This is a genomic window from Ruegeria sp. CF5 (genome assembly GCF_056537325.1).
Genome location: NZ_JBQFRI010000003.1, coordinates 73,408 through 93,920, shown reverse-complemented (window position 1 = coordinate 93,920; position 20,513 = coordinate 73,408). Strand labels below are relative to the sequence as shown.

Genomic DNA, 20,513 nt, shown 5'->3' with positions numbered 1-20,513 from the left:
GCCTCAACGCCATCTGAGACCCGGTTTTGAACGTCCGGAATGTGCGGTTCGCGAATTGCTGCACGGGCGAGACTACGAGTGGTGCTAAAGGTCTAGAAAGGGCTCTATGCGGTCTTTCATTGCGATATCGCTTAGCGACGACGTAAAGGCAGCTTTTGTGCCCTTGCAACGCGCGCTGCCGGTCGGCCGACTGGTATCGTCGGACAACATGCACTTGACGCTAGCCTTTCTGGATGATCAGGCCGAGGAGACCTTAGAGGAATTGCATGAAGAGCTTTTGGTACTTTCAGCTCCACCCTTCGGCGTCACCTTTTCAGGGATCGAAATTTTTGGGCAGGTTCTGGCTGTCGCAGTGGAGGATTGTCCGGCACTTACAGCCTTGCACCAAAAAATCCATACTGCCATGCGTCGAGCTGGGATCGTGCTACCCCGCCGGCGCTTTCGCCCGCATGTGACTATTGCTCGCTTCAAACCAGGACAACGCGAGGCGGTTCAGCTCGTCCAACATTCGCGCACTATGAACGCCTTGCCAAAGATGCCGGTGACCGGCTTTACCCTATACCAATCGACCTTGCGCCCAGAAGGTGCCAGACACGAAGCCTTGGCGCATTATATACTCAGGTGACGGGCGCCGTTGAAGCCAAACGGCCAGCGCTTGGCATACATGTATGAAAAAGAAGATCGCTGTTGAACGCCCGTCCAAAAAACGCTCCTTGGAGCGGTCGCAGCGATAACTCTGTTTGTCCACCACTTGCCATTACTCGCCGGTACTCCAAACGTCCGGTTTTCGCAGTTTCGTGACCTGCTGTACAAGCAAAATGCTGGACCACATTAAATAGCTGGAAAGGGCTCTTTCGATCACCGGGGACGTCGCAGAGCATGGCTGCATCGAGCCTAAACTACGCGGATCTGCGAGTTGCTCGAATGTTTGGCTTTTGCGCGGCCCTCGTAGGAAAAAAAGCTCTGAGCATCTAATTTCATTGCTGTGCGCGAGTATTGGACAGCAATAAGCCGCCTGAGATGATCAGAATGCCACCTGCGATAGCCCCGATACTGGGATGCTCACCAAAAACTACGAAACCCAAGATCATCGCAAAAATCAGCCATGAATAATCAACCGGTCCCACAACCGATAGCGGTGCGATCCGGTATCCCCTGATTGTACAATACTGTGCCGCGACTGACAGTGGCCCGAGCGCAACGCAACCGACGACGAGCGTTGCACTGATATTGCGCCACTCCAGCATAGCCGGGAGAGAAAGGAGAAGGATGCCAAAGCCGGAGACATAGAGCATCATAGACAGTGCGCTTTCGGTCTGGCTCAGGGTTCGGATCAGCAACCCTTCAGAGGCCATAAACAATGCACTGAGAAGAGCAACAAAGGCTGGGAGACCTGCGATGTGGCTTTGGAATGCGCCTTGTACGGCCATGATTAGTCCTGCTCCGGCAAGTGAAATTGCTATGGCCAGCCAGTGGCGTCTTCCAACATGCTCTTTAAGGAACAGGACGCCAAGCACCACGGTTATAACTCCGTAGAGGATACCGATGGCCGATGCGTCTGCCACGGGCATATGAGCGGTTGCCCAAGTGATGGCTGCCGCAGCCGAACATCCAAAAACCGTGCGCAAGAAATGCTGGAACGGCACATTGCTTTTGTACTGATTGAATGAACCTGAGCGCACCACGAGCCAGGACACGGTCACAAAACTGCCAATGTATCTCAAAAACAGGATCTGAAAGGTTCCAATTGCCCCGTCGGCAAACTTAGCAGCCGAGAAAATCACTGTGAACAAAGCGGTGCTGAGAAGAACCCAGAGGATCGCTTCGACATACTTATTGGGCGACGACATGTATAACCTTTTTGGAAGAGATTGGTTACTTCTAAAGACAGTTTCACATTGGACTCAAACTAGTTATTCTATGTCTGAGTGAGAGATTTTGATGCAGCTTCCAAGTTCAATATCCTTGAACGCTCTGCGCGTTTTCCTGATCACATCCCGGCATATGAGTATCAAGCTGGCTGCTGAAGAGCTTTTGGTGACACCGGGGGCAGTCAGTCATCAGATAAAGTCGCTTGAGCAGTCTTTGGGAACTCAGCTTTTTGTCCGGAGCAATAATGCTATCGATTTGACGGATGCTGGTGCCCGTTTGGCGCAGAAAGCCATGCCAGGATTGCAATTGATCCATGCTTCTCTTGCTGATGCCATCCACAACAAAAACGTCCTCCGTGTCCGGGCGTCCATGTCATTCGCGGTTAGATGGCTGATACCGAAACTCTATCTTTTCAAAGCGAAGAACCCCGACGCGAATGTGGAAGTCGAGACCTTTTTTGATGGTGCTCGCCAACTGTCCGGCAGTGCAGATGTCACAATCGGATATTACCGTGAGAGCGAACGCCCGGTCGGAGTAAGTGACCTATTCGATGATGTCTGCCGTCCGTATCTTTCACCGGTCTTGCTATCAAAACTCGCAGACCCACGCGACTTGACTACCATTCCGGCGATTCAATGCGCAAAAGGAAATTGGGATTGGCATCTCTGGATGGAAAAATCGGGTTTATACGATGTACATCTCAAGTTCGCAGACCGCTTTGACACGGACGATGCAGCCTTGCGTGCGGCTTGCGCCGGGCTGGGGATGATACTCTCTTCCACTTTCATGGTTGAGACTGAACTGTCCGATGGACGGCTTGTCCCATTACCTGAATGCACCGAGTTCAGTGCTGGATGCTACACCTTGCAAGTCGGAGAGCACCAAACAAACCTAACCCGCAGATTTGTTCGCTGGTTGCAAGAAATTGCCAAAAGCCGCCATAAGCTTTAGCGCGGCGTAAGCCCGCTTTGTCCGCTCATCAGCAATTTGTGACCATGTATTGAATGTCTAGAATGTGCGGTTCGCGACCTGCTGCGAGAGCGAAAGACTGATGGCGACTAACTTTTGGTAAGGACTCATACAGCCAGTCCAAGCGCACCGCAGTGAATGGCAGCAGCGCGCCCAACGCGAACGTTGATCGTTGCACAGTCTAAGTAGTCTTCTACTAAGAGCGGACGAAACAACGCGGTATTGTACTCTAAATATGGTCTGAGCATGTCATTCGGAGAGTACGAACAACGGCCAATCTCCGGGCACTCCTCGAAGTTGCCGGGCCTCCAATTCGGAAAAACTCAAATCCGCCCCCAGCGCCAGATCCTTCACCGTTTGCGATACCAGAATTTCGTTGGGACTAGCTTCATCCAATATGCGTGCTGCCACGTGCACGGCCAATCCACTCAAATCATGATCTCGAATATCGCATTCACCCGTATGAATACCTGTGCGACTTTGAAGGCCCAAACGCGTCGCGTCGTCTCGAATAATTGTGGCGCATTCAATGGCGCTCGTCGGTCCACGGAAAGACAGCAAATAGCCATCGCCAGTATGTTTCACAAGGGTTCCGCCGAAAGCTCTCAGCCTTTGTTCGACTTTATGGTTGAGCTGCTCCAATACCCCACGCCAGCGTTCATCACCCATACGAGCGAGTTGCTCGGTCGAACCGACAATGTCCCAGAATATGACAGTCATCAGTGCCCGATCGGCGGGCGACAAAATCGCTTCGCCAGTGACAAACGTACTAATTTCCGAGATGATCGATTCTTGGTCACCATACCAAACGATGTGGTCCTCCCCCGGCAATAGACGCAAGGTCGCTCCCGGGATGTGCTCCGCCAAATACTTCGCGTGTTCCACACCGCACCAACGATCACCTTCACGGTGGAGGACCAGCGTCGGTGCCTGTATTGCAGTTAGCACGCCGCGGTAGTCAATATCGTAGTTCATTTGTGCTAGCTTGGCCATTGCGCGCGGGCTGGCTGCATATCGTAGATAGGCGCTTAACCATTCCGTTGCCGCCGGGTTATTGGCGATGCTCGGCGCGCCATCCAAACTTACTTCCACTTCACGAGAAAAGTCGCTGAATTTGTTGACCTCAGCCCGCAGTTCTTCGGGTTTAAGCCCATACGGGTAGTCCGGTGCCCATTTGTAAAATGCCCGGCTGCCGTTGAGGATCAAATGGCTCACACGTTCGGGAAAGGTTGCAGAAAATACTGACGAAATCGCACCACCTTCCGATGCCCCAAATACCGCCACTTTCTTGGTTCCCACAGCATCGAGAACAGCATTTATGTCTTGCGAGCGCTCTTCAAGCGTCGGGTACCCTACGTCGCGGTCCGACATACCTACGCCGCGTTTGTCAAAAAAGATCACGCGGGAAAACCGACCGAGCTTGGTCATAAATCTAGCATAATCAGGGCTTTCCCATGCATACTCGACATGCGTGGCCCATCCTGACGCCCAGAGAAGATCGATCGGCCCGCTACCGAAGACCTGATAGGCGATATGCACGTCGCCCGCCTTTGCATACTGCGTTTTGGGACGCTTCATTGCTTCAGTATTCCGCACAACGCCAAAACGGTCAAATGCCAACAATGAAGGAAAATGCATGCGTTGAAAGCATATCACCAAAGGGCGCAATGTCTGCACAGCTGAAATTTATCACCCTTTTTGAACGTTCGGAGTGCGCGGTTCGCGACTAACCGAACAAGCAACATGTTCGACTGTGTTAGAGCCCGGTTGGGGCTCACAGCAGACATTCGAAAGTTCACAATAGGGAGGGGCGTCCCTCTACTACAACGCAGTCGTTCGACAGCTCGACAATTCGCCTCAGAAGAGCGAACATTGCCGGCAGCCAGTAGCAATAGCGGACCGATTAATTCTATGCCAATGCCATGGACATATAGGCAGGCGACAAGGGAATGGCGCGCATTTATTGGCGACATCAAAGAACGGATGTCGCTGGGTTCTGACAACAATGCTTATACTGCTGTGGATGGTGTGTTTCAGACCTTTCGGCGTCGATTGACTGCTCAGCAAGGATTGGACTTTGCCAGCGTTCTCCCGTCAGTATTACGGGCGATTTTCGTACATAATTGGGATGTTACGACCCCTCCAGTTCCGTTCGCTGAGCGGCAAGATTTAATTGCTGAAGTAAAAGGTTTGCGGAAAAATCATAACTTAACGCCAGACAACGCTATCGAAGCCACAGCATGGGCAGTATGGCGTTGCACAAACCACAGGGAACTTGAGCGGGTATTGATGAGGCTTCCTGAACCGGCGCGAGAACTCTGGCATGTGGAAGTCGACAATCCAGCCGAATTGCAGCAACGCATCTTTTAGTTGCATTGTGTTGCACGTCGTGGATTGGCTCTCTGCAGACATTGGCCCCCTTCTATCTTTGTGTCAGAGTTGGTCAACTGAGTTCCAACAAAGGTGCAGATTGATGATGCTAGAAGTTCTAAAATCAATTGCTGCGCAATATTCAGCGAGGTATGATGACTACAGCATCGGATTTAGCCCTGATCTACCTTTTTACCAAGGTGAGGACTGAAGCCGTGAAGAATCTGTTGCAAAGTTTTGACCATTGACGGTCAAGGATATTGCGAGCGAATAACTCTCTCTGTTTTATGGTCGAAAGTCGGTTCATGATCTCATTAAAAGGCGCGCAATATCCGTAAGACGTGATCCTGTTCGCGGTGTTCTTCTATGTCCGATACGGTGTGTCATATCGTGATCTGAAAGAAATCATGGCCGAACGAGGCGTGTCTGTGGACCACACTACGTTGAATCGTTGGGTTACACGGTATTCCGGCGCGATCGCTGAAATTGCACCGCGTCGCAAAGGACCATGCGACCGTTCCTGGAGAATGGACGAGACGTACATTCGAGTGAAGGGGACTTGGGTCTAACTCTATCGAGCTGTCGACAAACGCGGCAAAACACTCGACTTCATGTTTTCGCGGCGCCGTAACAAACCCGCCGCCACGAAATTCTTTGCCAGAATGCTAGAGGTCAATGGTTTGCCGCGAAAGATTGTCATCGACAATAGCGGCGCAAACACAGCGGGCATCAAAGCTGTCAATAAAATGCTGAAGGGATTTGGTTGTCCAGTTCCGATTGAGATGGTGAGGCGGAAATTCCTGAACAACATCGTGGAACAGGATCATCGTTTCATCAAGAGACGTATCCGGCCAATGTTAGGGTTCAAGGCATTCGCTTCAGCGGCGGCAACGCTGGGCGGCATAGAAGTGGCGACTATGATACGAAAAGGTCAAATCACGCCGGGAGTCTGTCCATTTCGGCAATTTGCAGAATTGGCTGCTTAGCCCTCCGGTATTTTGCTATCAGCGTGGCCAGTTAAAACTTCGCAACAGAACCCAGGCGGATTGATTATCCTGCCAGTTGAACAATCTGCTGAAACGGGGAGAGATCGGGCGTGAATTGGCCTTTGCGGAACATGTTGACTGGTTCGATACCGGCTAGGGCAGCAGACTGGACGTCTGGCTAAACCCCGTAAGATCGAAACCAAAGGAGATCGGCTCTCCGATACTGTTTTTGGCGTCAATCCGCAGCTGATTGCCCGCGCGCATTGCTGACACCCATTCTTGTGAGACCGGAGAACGGGCGAAACAACCCTGCGCTTCACAAGTCAGAAATTCGAGGCGCGCAACTTCGGTTTCATCAACCTTCGCAATCAGCCCTTCAGCAAACAGCAAACCGAAAGGCAAAGTTAGCACGGTTTCCGTCTCGTCCTTCCCCGCAGCTTTGACAAACGCGACAGATGCCAGTCTCTGATTGTTTTCACTCAGAATAATGCTTTGGGTCATTTCGCAGACCAGTTCATCCCCGTTCGCCAGATTGCTGCAATTGACTGACCACAGTGACGCGTTGCTTTCCTGCGCGGCAAGTGTGTGCGCCATCCCCAAGGTCACCCCCAAAGCACAAACCCAAGTTTTCATTCTGCTGTCCCTCATTGACTAAAATTGTATTCCGATCCCCAGCCCGACTTGCAGGGTCTCGGTTGAGTCTCCGAACATATGGTCGACACTCAGATTGATAAAGCTGCTGTCATCGATAGCGAAAAGCCCCAGATTGGCTGACACTAGCCCATGCGCGTCGCCTACATAGCTGGTGTTCGAGAACCCTCCGTCACTTGCACTCGCGCCGCTGAATCTGGCAGTCACCGAAACGGTGTCATCGGACGAGATGATGGCACCGGCCCGAAAGCTCGCGCGCAGTTTCTGCGAAGCGCTCAGGGTTTGTTCCGTCCCGACCTCAAGCGAAGGTGTCAGCGAGTAGATCATTTCGCTGTCGTCCTGCAGAACGATCCCCGAAAGAGTTGCCTGACCATTGCTTTCGGTCGCAAGGCGTGTAGCGTCGATCGCAATTTCGGGTCTCAGGTAAGAATTGCCTCCCGTGAACCGATAGTCATAGGCCAGACCCAGCCGCAAGTTCTGGTGGTTCATTTTGTGCTTGATTGAACTGACACCGACCGTGTCCACAACGTTTCCATTGGGCAGCACGCCACTAATCCCGCCGGCACTGACCGTGTCATAATCCGACCACCCGGCAGACAGCATGGCCGCAAATTCCCAAGCACCGACATATTTGGTCAGCGACGCCCCAAGGTTAAATCGGTCACCTGTCGCATTGTATTGCGATCCGTTGCGCAGGCTCATCTGGTCGTGACCAACCGCGAAACCAGCGAACAGCTCATCCCCAACGGGCATCCGGATACCAGCCGACAGGTTAGTGCTGTTGATGTCCAGCTCGTCGTAGATGCCAGTCTGGTCGCGGTCGTAGAAAGACCTTGCACCCGAGAACCACACACAGTTTCGCGGATCGTCACCGGTTTTATAATCGGTGAACCGTTCGCAATTGTGCAGAACATCGGCAAAAACCCGGGTGCCGTAATAGGCATCCACCACATCCGCTGCGTAGTCAGCCGTTGTAAGGCTGTCGATCGCGGCAATGACATCGGCCTCTGACTGCATGTTCCCGATCAAGGCAAACAGTTCGCCCTGTGCCGCCGATCCCTGCCCGTTCAGCACCTGATTGATGTAGTCGCCGACTGCTGCCTGGTTCGCATTCATTCCCGCCGTCGAATAATCCGGAGTGATCACCAGATCAATCGAACTGCCGTCCGAGGTAGAACCGTTCAGACCAATGGAATAGTCCAGCACGACGGTGTCCTGAATTGTCGTACCAGCGTCTGCCGCGGTTCCATCGGGGTTGATGATGACGAGCGGCAATGCGCGTTCCAGCGTATTGAGCTGAGGCGTCAGAGCGCCCCCCATCGTGGCGTCACCGGTGACATTAATCAGGTCGCTGTCGCCGCCCGATGCACCCGACGTCAGGAAGTACACGTCGAAGGTCGACGTTGCTGTATCACCGAAGGAAAGGCTTCCGTTAACGTTTGTTGTCTGACTGACATTTTCCGTAAAGATGAAATCGCTTGCCTGGACCGTAGACGTCAAATCCTTTTTAAGACCTACATTGGCGCCCAGAACCAGATTACCGTTCACCTGCATGTGCCCGTCGGCACCCAGATCGACCGACTCGAGCGCATAAAAGTTTGCGTCGTCTTCGACGGTCAGACCGTTAGTGCCAGCACCCAGATCCAGGTTCCCGAGTGCCGTCCCTGCAAGCGAAATCTGGTCATTTCCGTCGCCCCCATTCACCAACTGATTATTTCCAGCAAGCAGCATGGTGTCCCTGGACAAGGTCACTACGTTGTTGGTGCCGCCCTCGACAACGATTGATGCGACGGCGTCCGCTTGACCCGAGCCACCCATGACAACGCCATCAAGCCCAATCGTGATCGCACCGGCGCCATCGCGCCCTTCGGATTGTGCCAGAACGCCGATGCCGCCATTGCCGACGGACAGAATATTTCCGTCCAGCGACAAGTCGATGGCTCCTCCCGAACCTGCACCACCTGCAGCGCCACGGAAGACCGAATCCACCATGCCACCGCCACCGCCCAGAGACTGAGCTACGATGCCAATTGCGTTTTTGCCGGTCGTCACGATGTTGCCGCTTTGCGCGAATGCGATATCGCCGCCGTCTCCGCCATTGTCGGCGGATAGATCCACTGTGACACGGCTGGCCTTCATATCAGTCGAAACAAGACCGCCGCCGCCGCCAATGCTTTGGATGACAAACCCGTGAGAGCCTTTTCCATTGGTGGTCACGTCACCAACATTGGCAAAATCAACGTCTCCTCCATCTCCGGTCGAGCCGTCCTGCGCGCCCAGAGTCACATCTGCGCGTCCAAGACCCGAAATGACGACTTCGCCGCCGCCCGCGCCAATGCTTTGGACGCTTTGTCCAAAGGACCGATCACCGCTGGTGAACACGTTGCCATCCAGCGACAGGTCGATATCACCGCCATTGTTGTTGAAGCTGGGATCAGAGCCCAGGATCACCGAAGCAACCTTGCTCGTGCCAGCTGTACCGTTGCTGTTCAGAACAAGCTTACCGCCGCCACCGCCGATGGACTGTGCCGCACCTGCCGAGGAAAACGCGCCATCGGTTCCTACATCCCCCGTCCGGCTGCCGTCCACATCACCACCGCTGGCGTCATCGGTGTTAATCGCACCCAGACGCGCTGTGATGTCGATACCGTCACCGTCTTGAACGTCCACCGTGGTCGTGGAAGTCCCGCCGCCACCGCCGACACTTTGCAGCATCAGGCCGGTTGACCTGTCGCTTGTCGTGGCGATGTTGCCTTTGTGTGCCTGGGTAACCTGATTGCCGGCCATGCCCGACACATCATCGCCGCCAAGGGCGATATCGCTGCTGACGACAGAGCCGGTTGCGCCAGAGGTCGTTGTGGTGAAATCGACTGAGGTATCGACATTACCGCCGCCGCCATTCACCGACTGAACGAATACCGCTTCGCTGCCTGCACCGTTTACCAGAATATCTCCTGTTGAGTTGACAGTCACAGCACCCACGGATCCGGTCGACCCTTCACGGGCCCCCAGCACCTGCGAGATTGTATAGTCCAATGCAGAGACCAACGGGGACGACACCGAATACCCGGCATTGCCGCCACCGCCGCCGACGGACTGGGCATAGATGCCAAACCCGTTTTCTGCGTTCACAACGATTGTGCCCGTGTGGTTGACCGTGACGTCTCCGCCATTTGCACCTGACCCTCCCGATCCGCCGATGGCGATTTTCGAGTAGGACTTGCCGGTCATGGTGTTTTTGATGTCGTTCACATCCATGGCAACGGCCAACCCGCCATTGCCACCGCCACCACCCACAGATTGCGCCATGATGCCATAGGCGCCTGCGCCATCAATCTGGATGTCACCGCTGTTGGTAACAACCACGTTGCCAGCGACATTGCCGGTGCCACCCGAGCCACCGATGTTCAACTGCGCTGTTGGTGAGCTGCTGTCCCCGGTCTTAAGGCGCAATGTCCCTGTGATCGAGCTGCCGCCATTGCCGCCGCCACCACCGATGGATTGGGCATAGATGCCATGTGCGGCGTCTCCGGTCGTTACAATCGTACCGGCATTGGTCACCGAGACGTCGCTGCCGGTGCCTCCGGTGCCACCCGATCCGCCTAGACCGAATTGCAGCGCGCGCCGTGTGCTGGCCTCGGCCCCGCCATAGCGTCCGTCAACCGAAATTGTCGAGCCACCATTGCCGCCACCACCACCGATGGACTGCGCAAAGATGCCGTGGCTTTCTTTTCCGGTGGTCAGGATCGTGGCATCCGCTTCGTTGACAACGGTCACTGTGCTGCCGGACCCTCCGGTCCCGCCCGATCCGCCGATCAGGATTGCGTTGGTCGTAGCGCCATCCGAGGACCGGCCAAGAATGATGTTACGCACCTGTTGCGCGTCGCCACCGCCGCCGCCAACAGACTGCGCGTAGATGCCAACAGATTTGTCTCCGATCGTCTGGATAATGTCCCGGTTGGTGACGAATACGGCGGCAGACACTGCCCCGGTGCCACCATTACCACCAACAGACAGGGTCGCCGTGTTACCGATGTCCTTGCGCAGGCTGATGATCCGGTTTTCAACCACTCCACCCATGCCACCACCGCCGCCAACGGATTGGGCGAATATGCCGTGGGACATCGTGCCTGCGGTGCTGATAAGCCCGTCGCTGACCACAGTCACCGTATCCGAGGTCATGCCGTCGCCGCCCGTACCACCAATATTGATCGAAGCAGTTGTGCCCACTGTCGACGGATTGACCACAGCTTTGATGGTGTCGAGGTTCGATTGGCCTGCCTGCACCATCCCGCCAGTACCGCCTGCGCCGCCAATGGACTGCGCCATCAGGCCAACAGACCGGTCACCGAAGGTTGCGATCTGTGCGGTATTGGTCACGTCGACCTTGCCGCCAACGCCACCCGTTCCGCCCGTACCGCCAATGGACAACGCGACTGAGATGCCTTTGCCGGCCGAATTGCTGGCCTTGCCACCATTGCCACCGCCGCCGCCGACGGATTGGGCAAAGACACCATGGGCATCCGTACCCTGCGTGACCACAGTACCCGCTACTACAGACGTCACATCGCCCGCTGCGCCTCCGGTGCCGCCTTCAAGCCCCACCGACAGGCTGGCCTTGTTGCCTTTGCTGTCGCCGGTCTTTGGTGTCCCGATGCTGACTGAGGTCGACGACGAGTTGCCGCCCCCATTGCCGATGGATTGCGCAAAGAACCCGTATGAACGGTTGCCCGAGGTGCTGATGATACCGTCCGAGCTTGCATAGACATCACCACCGCTTCCGCCCGTACCACCCGTACGGCCGATCTGGATGTTCACGTTGCCGCCATCCACCGATGTCGAGGCCGAGTTGTAGCCCGCATTGCCGCCGCCGCCGCCAACAGACTGGGCGAACAGACCATGCGAATCCGCCCCTAGTGTGGTGATATTGCCGGTATTGCGCACATCGACCGAGCCACCAATGCCGCCGTCACCCGTACCGCCGCCGATCGCCAGCCCAAATCCTTTGTTGGTCGCATCCGAGGCCAGTTCGTAAGTCATGCCCAGGTTCAGGGCTGCGTTGCCGCCGCCTCCGCCGATGGATTGACCAAACACTCCGTGGCTGCTGTCCTGCAAAGTAATGACATCGCCATAGTGGTCAATATCTACCGTGCCGCCATCACCTGCGGTTCCGGCAGCTCCACCGATGGCGATGACTGCTGAAACGCCGGTCTTGTTGCCGCTGGAATCCGCCGGGTTCACCTTGCCTTCCAGTTCATCCAGAACGGCGTTGTAATTGGCGATCACCGAGTCGTCGACGCCCGTGTTAGTGGGGGTCTTGCGGTCTGTTGAATCGCCCGTGCCACCATTGCTCTGGCTGCCGGTGGTCTTGCTGATTCCCACAACCGCGTTGATCCCGGCGTCACCGCCACCACCGCCGATGCTGGACGCCTCGATACCGTGTGAACCCACGCCATCGGTCATGATGGTGCCCGCTGCTGCAGCAGAGGTTCCGCGTGCGACGGTCACGTCGCCCGCGTCTCCGCCAACACCACCAAAGCCACCAATGCCCATGGCAATGGGTGAGCTGTCCTTGGTGCCGACAAAGGTCGCATTGATACCGCCGGTGCCGCCTCCGCCACCGATGCTTTGGGCAAAGAGACCGCGTGCGTGGTAGCCGTTTGTCGAGATATTGCCGGTTTGCGTGACCGATACGTTACCTGCATCCGCGCCGGTGCCGCCGTGACCGCCCAGGCCGCCCACGATACTCAGATCGGTCTTACCGTCGGAATTGTTGGAATCGCCATAGTTCAGCTGCCCGGTCACGTTCAGCGCACCATTGCCGCCGCCACCCGCAATGGACTGGGCCAAAACGCCATGTTTCCAGTTGCCCGCAACCGTGACAGAGCCCGCGTGATCTACGGCCACGTCACCGGAAACATTGCCGTTTCCACCAAAGCCACCGACACCAAAGGTAACCGACGGAATCTTGCCATCTTTGCTCAGCGCAATTCCGCCCGACACGTTCAGACCACCATTGCCGCCGCCGCCACCGATGGACTGCGCCATCAGACCTGCTGAGCCATCAGTATCCTGCTTTTCTTCGTTGAAGACCCCCATGTCTATAAACAGACGCTCCAGCCCGAAATTCGAAGCCAGTTCTTCGGTCTCATCAACAATCGTGTCGCCAAGGAAATCGCGCAGCTTGTCTTCGAAAGTGGTGGTGTCGGGGATCGAGATATCGTCCGGATTGGTCGAAACAGTGATATCCGCCTGCGAAGTAACCGTGACATCACCCGCTTTGCCGCCGTTGCCCGCAAAGCCGCCAACGCCCACGATCAGAGAGCTGTCGGATACGATCCCGCCGGAAACGTTCAGGCCGCCATTGCCGCCACCACCGCCAACGGATTGCGCCATCAAACCTGATTGACCAGTGCCATGTGCCATGATCGTGCTGCCTGCGCCAATGCTGACGTCGACATCACCGGCGTCACCACCGCCGCCGCCGAAACCACCGACACCCACGACGACGGCATAGGACTTGCTGCTGTCCGTCTGACCTGCGCCGGGTTTGCCACTGATCGCGATACCGCCGGAAACATTGGTACCGCCATTGCCGCCGCCACCGCCGAGACTTTGTGCGATAATGCCACTGGCACCTTTGCTTTCATCGACGACAAATGTACCGTCCGGCTGTTGCACCATCGGCACCGCTTGCAGGTTTCCGGTGTAATCCAGATCGACCGCGCTTGCGTCGCCACCCGATCCGCCAAAACCTCCGACGCCCGCCGCGACTGAAAAGATTGTGTCCGACCCCGATGGTTTGGTCAGCGCCAGCGAGCCCGAGATGTTGACGCCGCCGGTTCCGCCGCCGCCGCCGAGACTTTGCGCGAACAGGCCATGCGATCCGTCCCCCGCTGTCACGACGTCACTTTGAACATCCAGCGTAACGGTACCGGCATCTCCGCCGCCGCCTCCAAAACCACCAAGACCTAATCCAACGGCCGCGCCGGATTTACCCGTCAGGTTCACCGCGCCCGAGACATTCAGGCCGCCATTGCCGCCGCCGCCACCAACCGATTGCGCCATGACACCGATGCTGTTAGCGCCCGTAGTAACCACCGAGGTTGGCCCGCTGCTGCCCACGCTGGACCGCAAGGTACTGATAACGTTGCCTCCGCTACCAGCCCCACCGCCGAATCCGCCGACACCCAGGCTGATTGAACCGCCGTTTTCCTGACTGATGCCGAGCGAGGCCGAGATATTGGTGCCGCCATTACCGCCGCCGCCACCAAGGCTCTGAGTCAGAACACCTGCGCTGCGGTCACCGCTGGTGTTGACGCCACCGGTAACAGTCGACTGGACCAGCGCACCGGCATTTGCACCGCCTCCACCGAACCCGCCGACGCCGATACCAACCGCCGCGTTTGTCGTCCGGGACAGGGACAAGGCCGCCGAGATGTTGGTGCCGCCGTTACCGCCGCCGCCGCCAAGGCTCTGCGTCAGAACTCCGACCGAGTCGTCTCCGGTCGTCGTGATATTGCCGGTGACTTGTTGCGTGACGCTCTCGGCCGAGCCCCCGGAACCGCCAAATCCACCAACTCCGATCCCAAGACCACCCGAAAAGTTACTCGCCACTGAAATTGCGCCGGAAATATTCGTGGCGCCATTACCGCCGCCGCCGCCAAGGCTTTGCGCTACGACACCGGCAGAGCGCGAACCGGACGTGCTGACGTTGCCCGAGAACGTGTTGTCGACCACGCCGCTGGTGCCGCCGCTGCCGCCAAATCCACCAACCCCGATGCCCGCTGCACCCGATCCGGTGCGGGCAATGCTGAGTGCGCCCGATATGTTTACGCCGCCATTGCCGCCGCCACCGCCGACGGATTGAACCAGAACACCGGTCGCGTTTTCACCGGTCGTGGTGACGTCACCGGTAATCGATCCTGTGGCTGCGCTTGCGTTTCCACCGTCTCCGCCGGACCCACCAATGCCGACGCCCACGGAGCCACCGCCAGTGCCCGAAATGTTCACGGCGGCCGAGACATTCAGCCCTCCGTTACCGCCGCCGCCTGCAGCGGATTGAACCAGAACGCCACCAGAGTTGTCTCCGGCCGTCGTGACATTGCCGACCACCGTACCGTTGGCCGTATCTGAGTCGCCACCGTTGCCGCCGCTTCCGCCAAGCCCGACGGACGCTCCGCCGCTGCCGGTTCCCGCAACCGTAACCGTCGCCGAGACATTCAGGCCGCCATTGCCACCGCCGCCGCCAAGGCTTTGGACAATGACACCGCCCGAGTCGTCACCTTGGGTTGAGACGTCCCCGGTCAGAGTCGCCTCTGCCGTGCCGCCATCACCCCCGGTGCCCGACGCACCGCCGAGACCGACCGAAGCGCCGCCCGATCCGGTTCCCGCCGCGGCAACTGCGACGGAGACATTCATGCCACCATTGCCACCGCCGCCGCCAACGGACTGCACCAGCAGGCCGGTCGAGGTTTCCCCCTGCGTAACGATGTTTCCGGTGACGTTCGCCGTCACCGCCGAAGCATCACCACCGCCGGTTCCGCGGCCTCCCAGCCCCACAGCTGCCGCGCCGGATCCGGTGCCCGCGCCACCCACCGAGGCAGAAACGTTAAATCCCCCGTTGCCACCACCGCCGCCAATGGATTGGGCGACGATTGCGCTCGACTGTGCGCCTTCAGTTTTGACATCGTTGGCGACGGTCAGGCCGACAATACCACCATTGCCGCCGCTTCCGCCGGACCCGCCCAGACCGACGCTGATCGCCCCCGAACCGGTGCCAGCACCCGCCAGTGCCGGTGAAACGTTAAAGCCTCCGTTGCCGCCGCCGCCACCGACGGATTGGGCCAAAATACCCACCGAAGCATCGCCTTTGGTCACGACATTGGCCGTAGTGCTGGCCGTAACCTGACTGCCATCACCGCCGCTGTCCCCCGACCCGCCCAGACCGACGGACACCGAGGCCGCACCCGTTCCCGCGCCCGACACGGTCGGAGACACGTTGAAGCCCCCATTGCCTCCGCCGCCGCCAATGGACTGCGCGACAAACCCGTTTGAGGCAAAACCGTCTGTCAGAATGGTCCCGTTGGACGTCAGAGTAACATCGCCCCCATCGCCACCCGTGTCACCCGAGCCGCCAAGACCAACGCTTACAGCACCGCTTGCGGTGCCTGCTCCAGACAGGACCGCGGAGACGTTAAAGCCGCCATTACCACCACCGCCACCAATCGACTGGGCCACAACACCCGATGATTGGTCGCCACGGGTTTCAACGGAGTTGTTGGAAGTGGCAATCACCGTGCTGCCGTCACCGCCACCAGCGCCCGAACCGCCCAGACCGACGGACACTCCGGCACCTGCGGTGCCCGATCCCTGCACCGAAGCACTGACGTTGAACCCGCCATTGCCACCGCCGCCGCCAATAGACTGAGCCAGAAACGCAGTGGCTGAATCGCCTTGCGTCAAAATTGTGCCGTCAGACGTCAGTGCAACCGCGCCGCCGTCGCCACCACCGTCCCCGGTGCCGCCCAGGCCAACGCTGACAGCACCCGACCCGACGCCTGCCCCGGCCCCAGTGCCGGACACATTGAAACCGCCGTTACCCCCACCGCCGCCGATGGATTGCGCCACAACGCCGGACGATCTGTCTCCGGCTGTGACGATGGCATTCGTTGTGGTCAGATCGACCGATCCGCCGACCGCGCCGCTGCCACCGTCGCCGCCCAGCCCAACTGAGACCGCGCCGCTTGCAACACCTGCACCCGCCAGGGATGCGCTGATATTGAAGCCGCCATTGCCGCCACCGCCGCCGACGGATTGCGCCAGAACAGCCGTAGAGTCAGCTCCGCCAGTATTGACAGCACCTGTGACACTGCCAGTCACCGATTGCCCGATACCGCCGCCGGATCCGCCGCCGCCAAGGCCAACTGTAACCGCGCCGCCGCCCGCTCCGGCACCAGCGATTCCGGCTGTGACGTTGAAACCGCCATTGCCACCGCCACCGCCGATAGATTGGAAGACCACGCCGCTCGAGCTGTCGGCCAGTGTTGTGACATTACCAGCAACCTCGCCTTCGACCACGCCGCCGTTGCCGCCGGAGGCGCCGTCTCCACCCAAACCGACGCCAATTGTGCCAGCGCCTGCGCCTGCTGCAGCAACACCTGCGGTGACGTTGAAGCCACCATTGCCGCCGCCGCCGCCAATGGACTGAACCACAACCCCGGTCGAACGAAGACCTTCGGTGCGGACATCACCATTGACGCGCACATTGGTAACAGATCCACCGATGCCACCACTTCCACCGCCGCCGCCAAGTCCGACATCGACTGTCCCGGCACCGGCTCCGCCTGCAGCAAGGCCTGCCGCCACACTGAAACCGCCATTGCCGCCACCGCCGCCGATAGATTGTACGATGATTGCCCCGGAATCGTCGCCGCGCGTCGTAACGTCTGCGTCAACCTCAGCGATGACGTCCCCGCCATCGCCGCCACCGCCAGCCTTTCCGCCAAGGCCCACGCTGATCGATCCGGCCGCCGCGCCGCCAATATCAGCACTGGCCCCAACCGCGTAGCCGCCGTTGCCACCGCCGCCGCCGACGGACTGCGCGACGATACCGCTGGAAAACGCTCCGCTGGTCTCGATCGTATTGCCGCCCGCGATCAAAGTGACATCGCCACCGATTCCGGCACCACCGCCATCTCCACCGACACCAACGTTAATTCCAACCGCGGCCCCGCCGCTGGCGCTGATCCCTGCCGCGATGCTACCGCCGCCATTGCCGCCGCCGCCGCCGACTGATTGAGCGATTATCGCGCTGGAATTCGTTCCGGTGGTCGTTATGTCAGCATTGGTACTAACCTGCACAAGCCCGCCATCACCGGCGCTGCCGGCCTGACCGCCGATACCGACCGAAACATTGCCGGAAAACAGCGCCGAGGCTCCTCCGGTAGCGGCAACAGCCAGTCCACCGTTACCGCCGCCACCGCCGACCGACTGAAACAGCATTCCCGTTGACCGGTTTCCGGTTGTTACAACTGTACCCTCGAACCCTGCAGCTGTCGGCGCACCACTGCTGTCGAATTGCCCAACGGTGACATCTCCGCCTTTGCCGCCCGAACTGCCATCGCCGCCGACCCCGACGGCCAGAGACCCGGAAACCGGACCGCCGGAAACTGCAACCGAAACGGCATAGCCGCCGTTACCGCCGCCGCCGCCAACGGATTGCAACATGACACCGGTGGCGTCGTCGCCACCGGTTTGCACTGAAGCCGATCCGCCACCGCTCAAAGTGACATCACCACCATCGCCGCCGCTGCCCGCCGAGCCCCCGACCGAAACTGATGCCGCACCAAAGGCGCCTACCGCAACCGATACAGCGCCGCCGCCGTTGCCGCCGCCGCCGCCAACGGATTGCGCGAATACACCCGTCGACCGATCACCGGATGTCTGAATGGCCGATGGTTGGCTGCTGTCGGTGTTGGAAAGCGTCACGTTGACGTCACCACCCCTGCCCCCAGCACCGCCGTCGCCACCGATAGCAACCCCCACGAACGCGCCCACAGATCCGGACGATCCGCCATTACCGCCGCCGCCGCCGATGGACTGGGCAATAATACCCATGGCGTCGTCACCGGTCGTGGTAATGATCCCGTCATTCACGATAGTGACGGTCGAGCCGCTGCCACCGCCGCTACCATTGCCACCGACCGAGACCATACCGCCGGACGATCCGCCGTCACCGCCGCCGCCGCCGATGGATTGGGCGATGATGCCACGCGCACCGTCGCCTCCGGTCACAATACGCCCGTAGTTACTGACGCTGACCGCATCCCCTGTTCCACCATTGGACCCTGTGCCGCCGATCGCCACCAGACCATAAGAGTTCGCGCCGGTGCCGCCGCTGCCACCAATGGACTGCGCCATGACTCCGTCAGAACCCGCACCCGATGTCAGAATACTGCCGGTGCCTTGAATAGTGACACTGACCGGGTCGCCGCTACCGCCGTTGGAGCCGACGCCACCCAGCGACAGGGCCACCAGCCCGCCTGCAGTTCCACCTGAACCACCACCTCCACCAATGGACTGGGCAACAATCCCGCGCGCGAAATCACCCCGCGTTTCAATCGCACCGGCATGCGAGACATTGACCTCCCCCCCGTTGCCGCCATTGTCTGCGCCTCCGATCAGCGACACCAACAGGTTGCCGCTGGTCCCTGCAGAACCGCCGGAGCCACCGATTGACTGGGCATAGATCCCGTTCGCATAATCTCCGGTTGTCAGAATGGTGGCGCTTGATCCGGTGTTTACGGTAACTGTGCCGCCGCTGCCGCCATAACCGCCGTCGCCCGATGACCCGACTAGACCCCACTGTGACCCTCCATTGCCACCATTGTTCGAAACGCTCAGCGCATAGATACCGTCAGCCTCGTCTCCACTTGTCGAGATCGAACCGTTTTGAGTAACGGTCACGTTGCCGCCGTCGGCCGAATGCCCCCCGGTGCCCCCGCCTGGGGCCGCAAAACCGCTGCCACCGTTGCCAGCCTCACCGCTGCGACTGTACGCGAAAATACCGTCGTTATCGCTGCCCGAGGTCTGTATCGTGCTGCTGGCGGATTGAGTCGCGTTAACAGTGCCACCCTTACCGCCATCGCCACCGTCGCGCCCGTCCCAGAAACTCAGATACGAGTCGCCACCATTTCCGCCATCACCGCCAACGCTGCCGACTTCCCATCCGACATTGCTGGTCGCATTTACGTTACTGGTCAGAGTTTTGGTCTGCGTTGGACCATCGTCGCCATCACCGCCCGAGCTTGGCGGCACGAACAGCGCACCATCGCGCCCGTTGCTGCCATCCTGACCATATACAACCTGATTTACGCCATTGGGTCCTGAAACATCCACCGGCGGCGTCACGGCACCCGGCGAGCCGCTACTGTTGAAGTTGCTGTTGTACTGAGACAGCGTCAATTGCGTCGACAGGCTGGTGGTGCCGGTCGCTCCGCTACTACTGATCTGGGCGGTCGTCCCCGTAAGCGAAACAATACTGAATGCAAGCGGTGGATTGTCGGAATTGTAAACTGTATCGCCCGCACCTTTAACCAGGAAAACGTAACCATCGGTTGTTTCCACAAAGGCCGTTGTACCCGCTGTAGGCGTCGAAGCTGGATCTACAATCAACGCGCTGACGGTAGTATCCAAACCGGTCACAGGGTTAGTGACCGTGTCCCCAACTTTCGATGTTGAAGTGGGGGCTGCGAGCAATGACGTTGAAAAAAAAGCAAAAAAAGCCGTCGACAAAAGCAGTATTGATTTTTTTGTCACTCGCTAACTCCGCACCTGGTTTGGTCACAACTGATGGACACAAGCCGGGCTTCCGAAGAACGGAAGTCAACAACTCGAAAAAACCCCATCACAATTTCAAGCAGGTTATGCGCAAGTTTAAGGAGATTGATGTGACAAAGTTCACACCTATATGGTTTCTTAACGCCAATTGCACAAATGCAACATCTGAGGTGCAGGTATAGGATCAAATCGCGACTTCGACACCGTCTAAGGTAACCGATGCAGATCCGAAAGTTATAAACCCGCACATACCGGATGCCCCGTTTGATGAACTGATGGGACTCTGTCGCAAACTTTATCGTCCCAATGTACCTCCGGGTGGAA

The 20,513-nt window shown here is 58.3% G+C and carries 7 protein-coding genes and 2 pseudogenes; 4 read left to right on the top strand and 5 right to left on the bottom strand.

Translation table 11 applies throughout. The annotated features are described in order from the left end of the window. Positions 1-106 precede the first annotated feature (106 nt). Positions 107-625 carry an RNA 2',3'-cyclic phosphodiesterase gene (gene thpR, locus ACR0NW_RS09825; protein ID WP_480791571.1) on the top strand — a complete coding sequence of 173 codons (519 nt, stop codon included), beginning with the start codon at positions 107-109 and terminating at the stop codon, positions 623-625. Between the two features lie 352 nt (positions 626-977). Here thpR and ACR0NW_RS09820 read toward each other — a convergent pair whose 3' ends face one another. Beyond that, complete coding sequence (locus ACR0NW_RS09820; RefSeq protein ID WP_480791570.1) at positions 978-1,850, bottom strand: DMT family transporter; 873 nt, start codon at positions 1,848-1,850, stop codon at positions 978-980. 91 nt (positions 1,851-1,941) lie between these two features. Here ACR0NW_RS09820 and ACR0NW_RS09815 point away from each other — a divergent pair, with 91 nt between their 5' ends. Further along, entirely contained in the window at positions 1,942-2,823 is an 882-nt protein-coding gene (locus ACR0NW_RS09815; RefSeq protein ID WP_480791569.1) for a LysR family transcriptional regulator, read from the top strand. Between the two features lie 267 nt (positions 2,824-3,090). On the opposite strand, the gene ACR0NW_RS09810 is transcribed toward ACR0NW_RS09815, so the two are convergent. Beyond that, the gene (locus ACR0NW_RS09810; protein WP_480791568.1) at positions 3,091-4,419 is read right to left on the bottom strand and encodes an adenylate/guanylate cyclase domain-containing protein; all 1,329 of its coding nucleotides are present in this window, start codon (positions 4,417-4,419) and stop codon (positions 3,091-3,093) included. A gap of 294 nt (positions 4,420-4,713) precedes the next feature. Here ACR0NW_RS09810 and ACR0NW_RS09805 point away from each other — a divergent pair, with 294 nt between their 5' ends. Continuing rightward, complete coding sequence (locus tag ACR0NW_RS09805; RefSeq protein WP_480791567.1) at positions 4,714-5,211, top strand: DUF2267 domain-containing protein; 498 nt, start codon at positions 4,714-4,716, stop codon at positions 5,209-5,211. A gap of 341 nt (positions 5,212-5,552) precedes the next feature. Then, a pseudogene (locus ACR0NW_RS09800) lies at positions 5,553-6,197 on the top strand (IS6 family transposase). 64 nt (positions 6,198-6,261) lie between these two features. On the opposite strand, the pseudogene ACR0NW_RS09795 reads toward ACR0NW_RS09800, so the two are convergent. The 3 genes and pseudogenes from ACR0NW_RS09795 to ACR0NW_RS09785 all read right to left on the bottom strand — a co-directional run. Continuing rightward, positions 6,262-6,363 (bottom strand): annotated as a pseudogene (locus ACR0NW_RS09795) (IS6 family transposase); the annotation flags it as partial. Further along, positions 6,351-6,791, bottom strand: a complete 441-nt coding sequence (locus ACR0NW_RS09790) for an invasion associated locus B family protein (RefSeq protein ID WP_480791864.1) — start codon at positions 6,789-6,791, stop codon at positions 6,351-6,353. The gene ACR0NW_RS09790 and the pseudogene ACR0NW_RS09795, both read right to left, overlap by 13 nt. Before the next feature lie 57 nt (positions 6,792-6,848). Then, the gene (locus ACR0NW_RS09785) at positions 6,849-20,045 is read right to left on the bottom strand and encodes a hypothetical protein (protein ID WP_480791566.1); all 13,197 of its coding nucleotides are present in this window, start codon (positions 20,043-20,045) and stop codon (positions 6,849-6,851) included. Positions 20,046-20,513: the final 468 nt, after the last annotated feature.

Coding starts and splice junctions, on each gene's coding strand:
- thpR (WP_480791571.1), top strand. CDS start 107: ATGCGGTCTTTCATTGCGATATCGCTTAGCGACGACGTAAAGGCAGCT.
- ACR0NW_RS09820 (WP_480791570.1), bottom strand. CDS start 1,850: ATGTCGTCGCCCAATAAGTATGTCGAAGCGATCCTCTGGGTTCTTCTC.
- ACR0NW_RS09815 (WP_480791569.1), top strand. CDS start 1,942: ATGCAGCTTCCAAGTTCAATATCCTTGAACGCTCTGCGCGTTTTCCTG.
- ACR0NW_RS09810 (WP_480791568.1), bottom strand. CDS start 4,419: ATGAAGCGTCCCAAAACGCAGTATGCAAAGGCGGGCGACGTGCATATC.
- ACR0NW_RS09790 (WP_480791864.1), bottom strand. CDS start 6,791: ATGGCGCACACACTTGCCGCGCAGGAAAGCAACGCGTCACTGTGGTCA.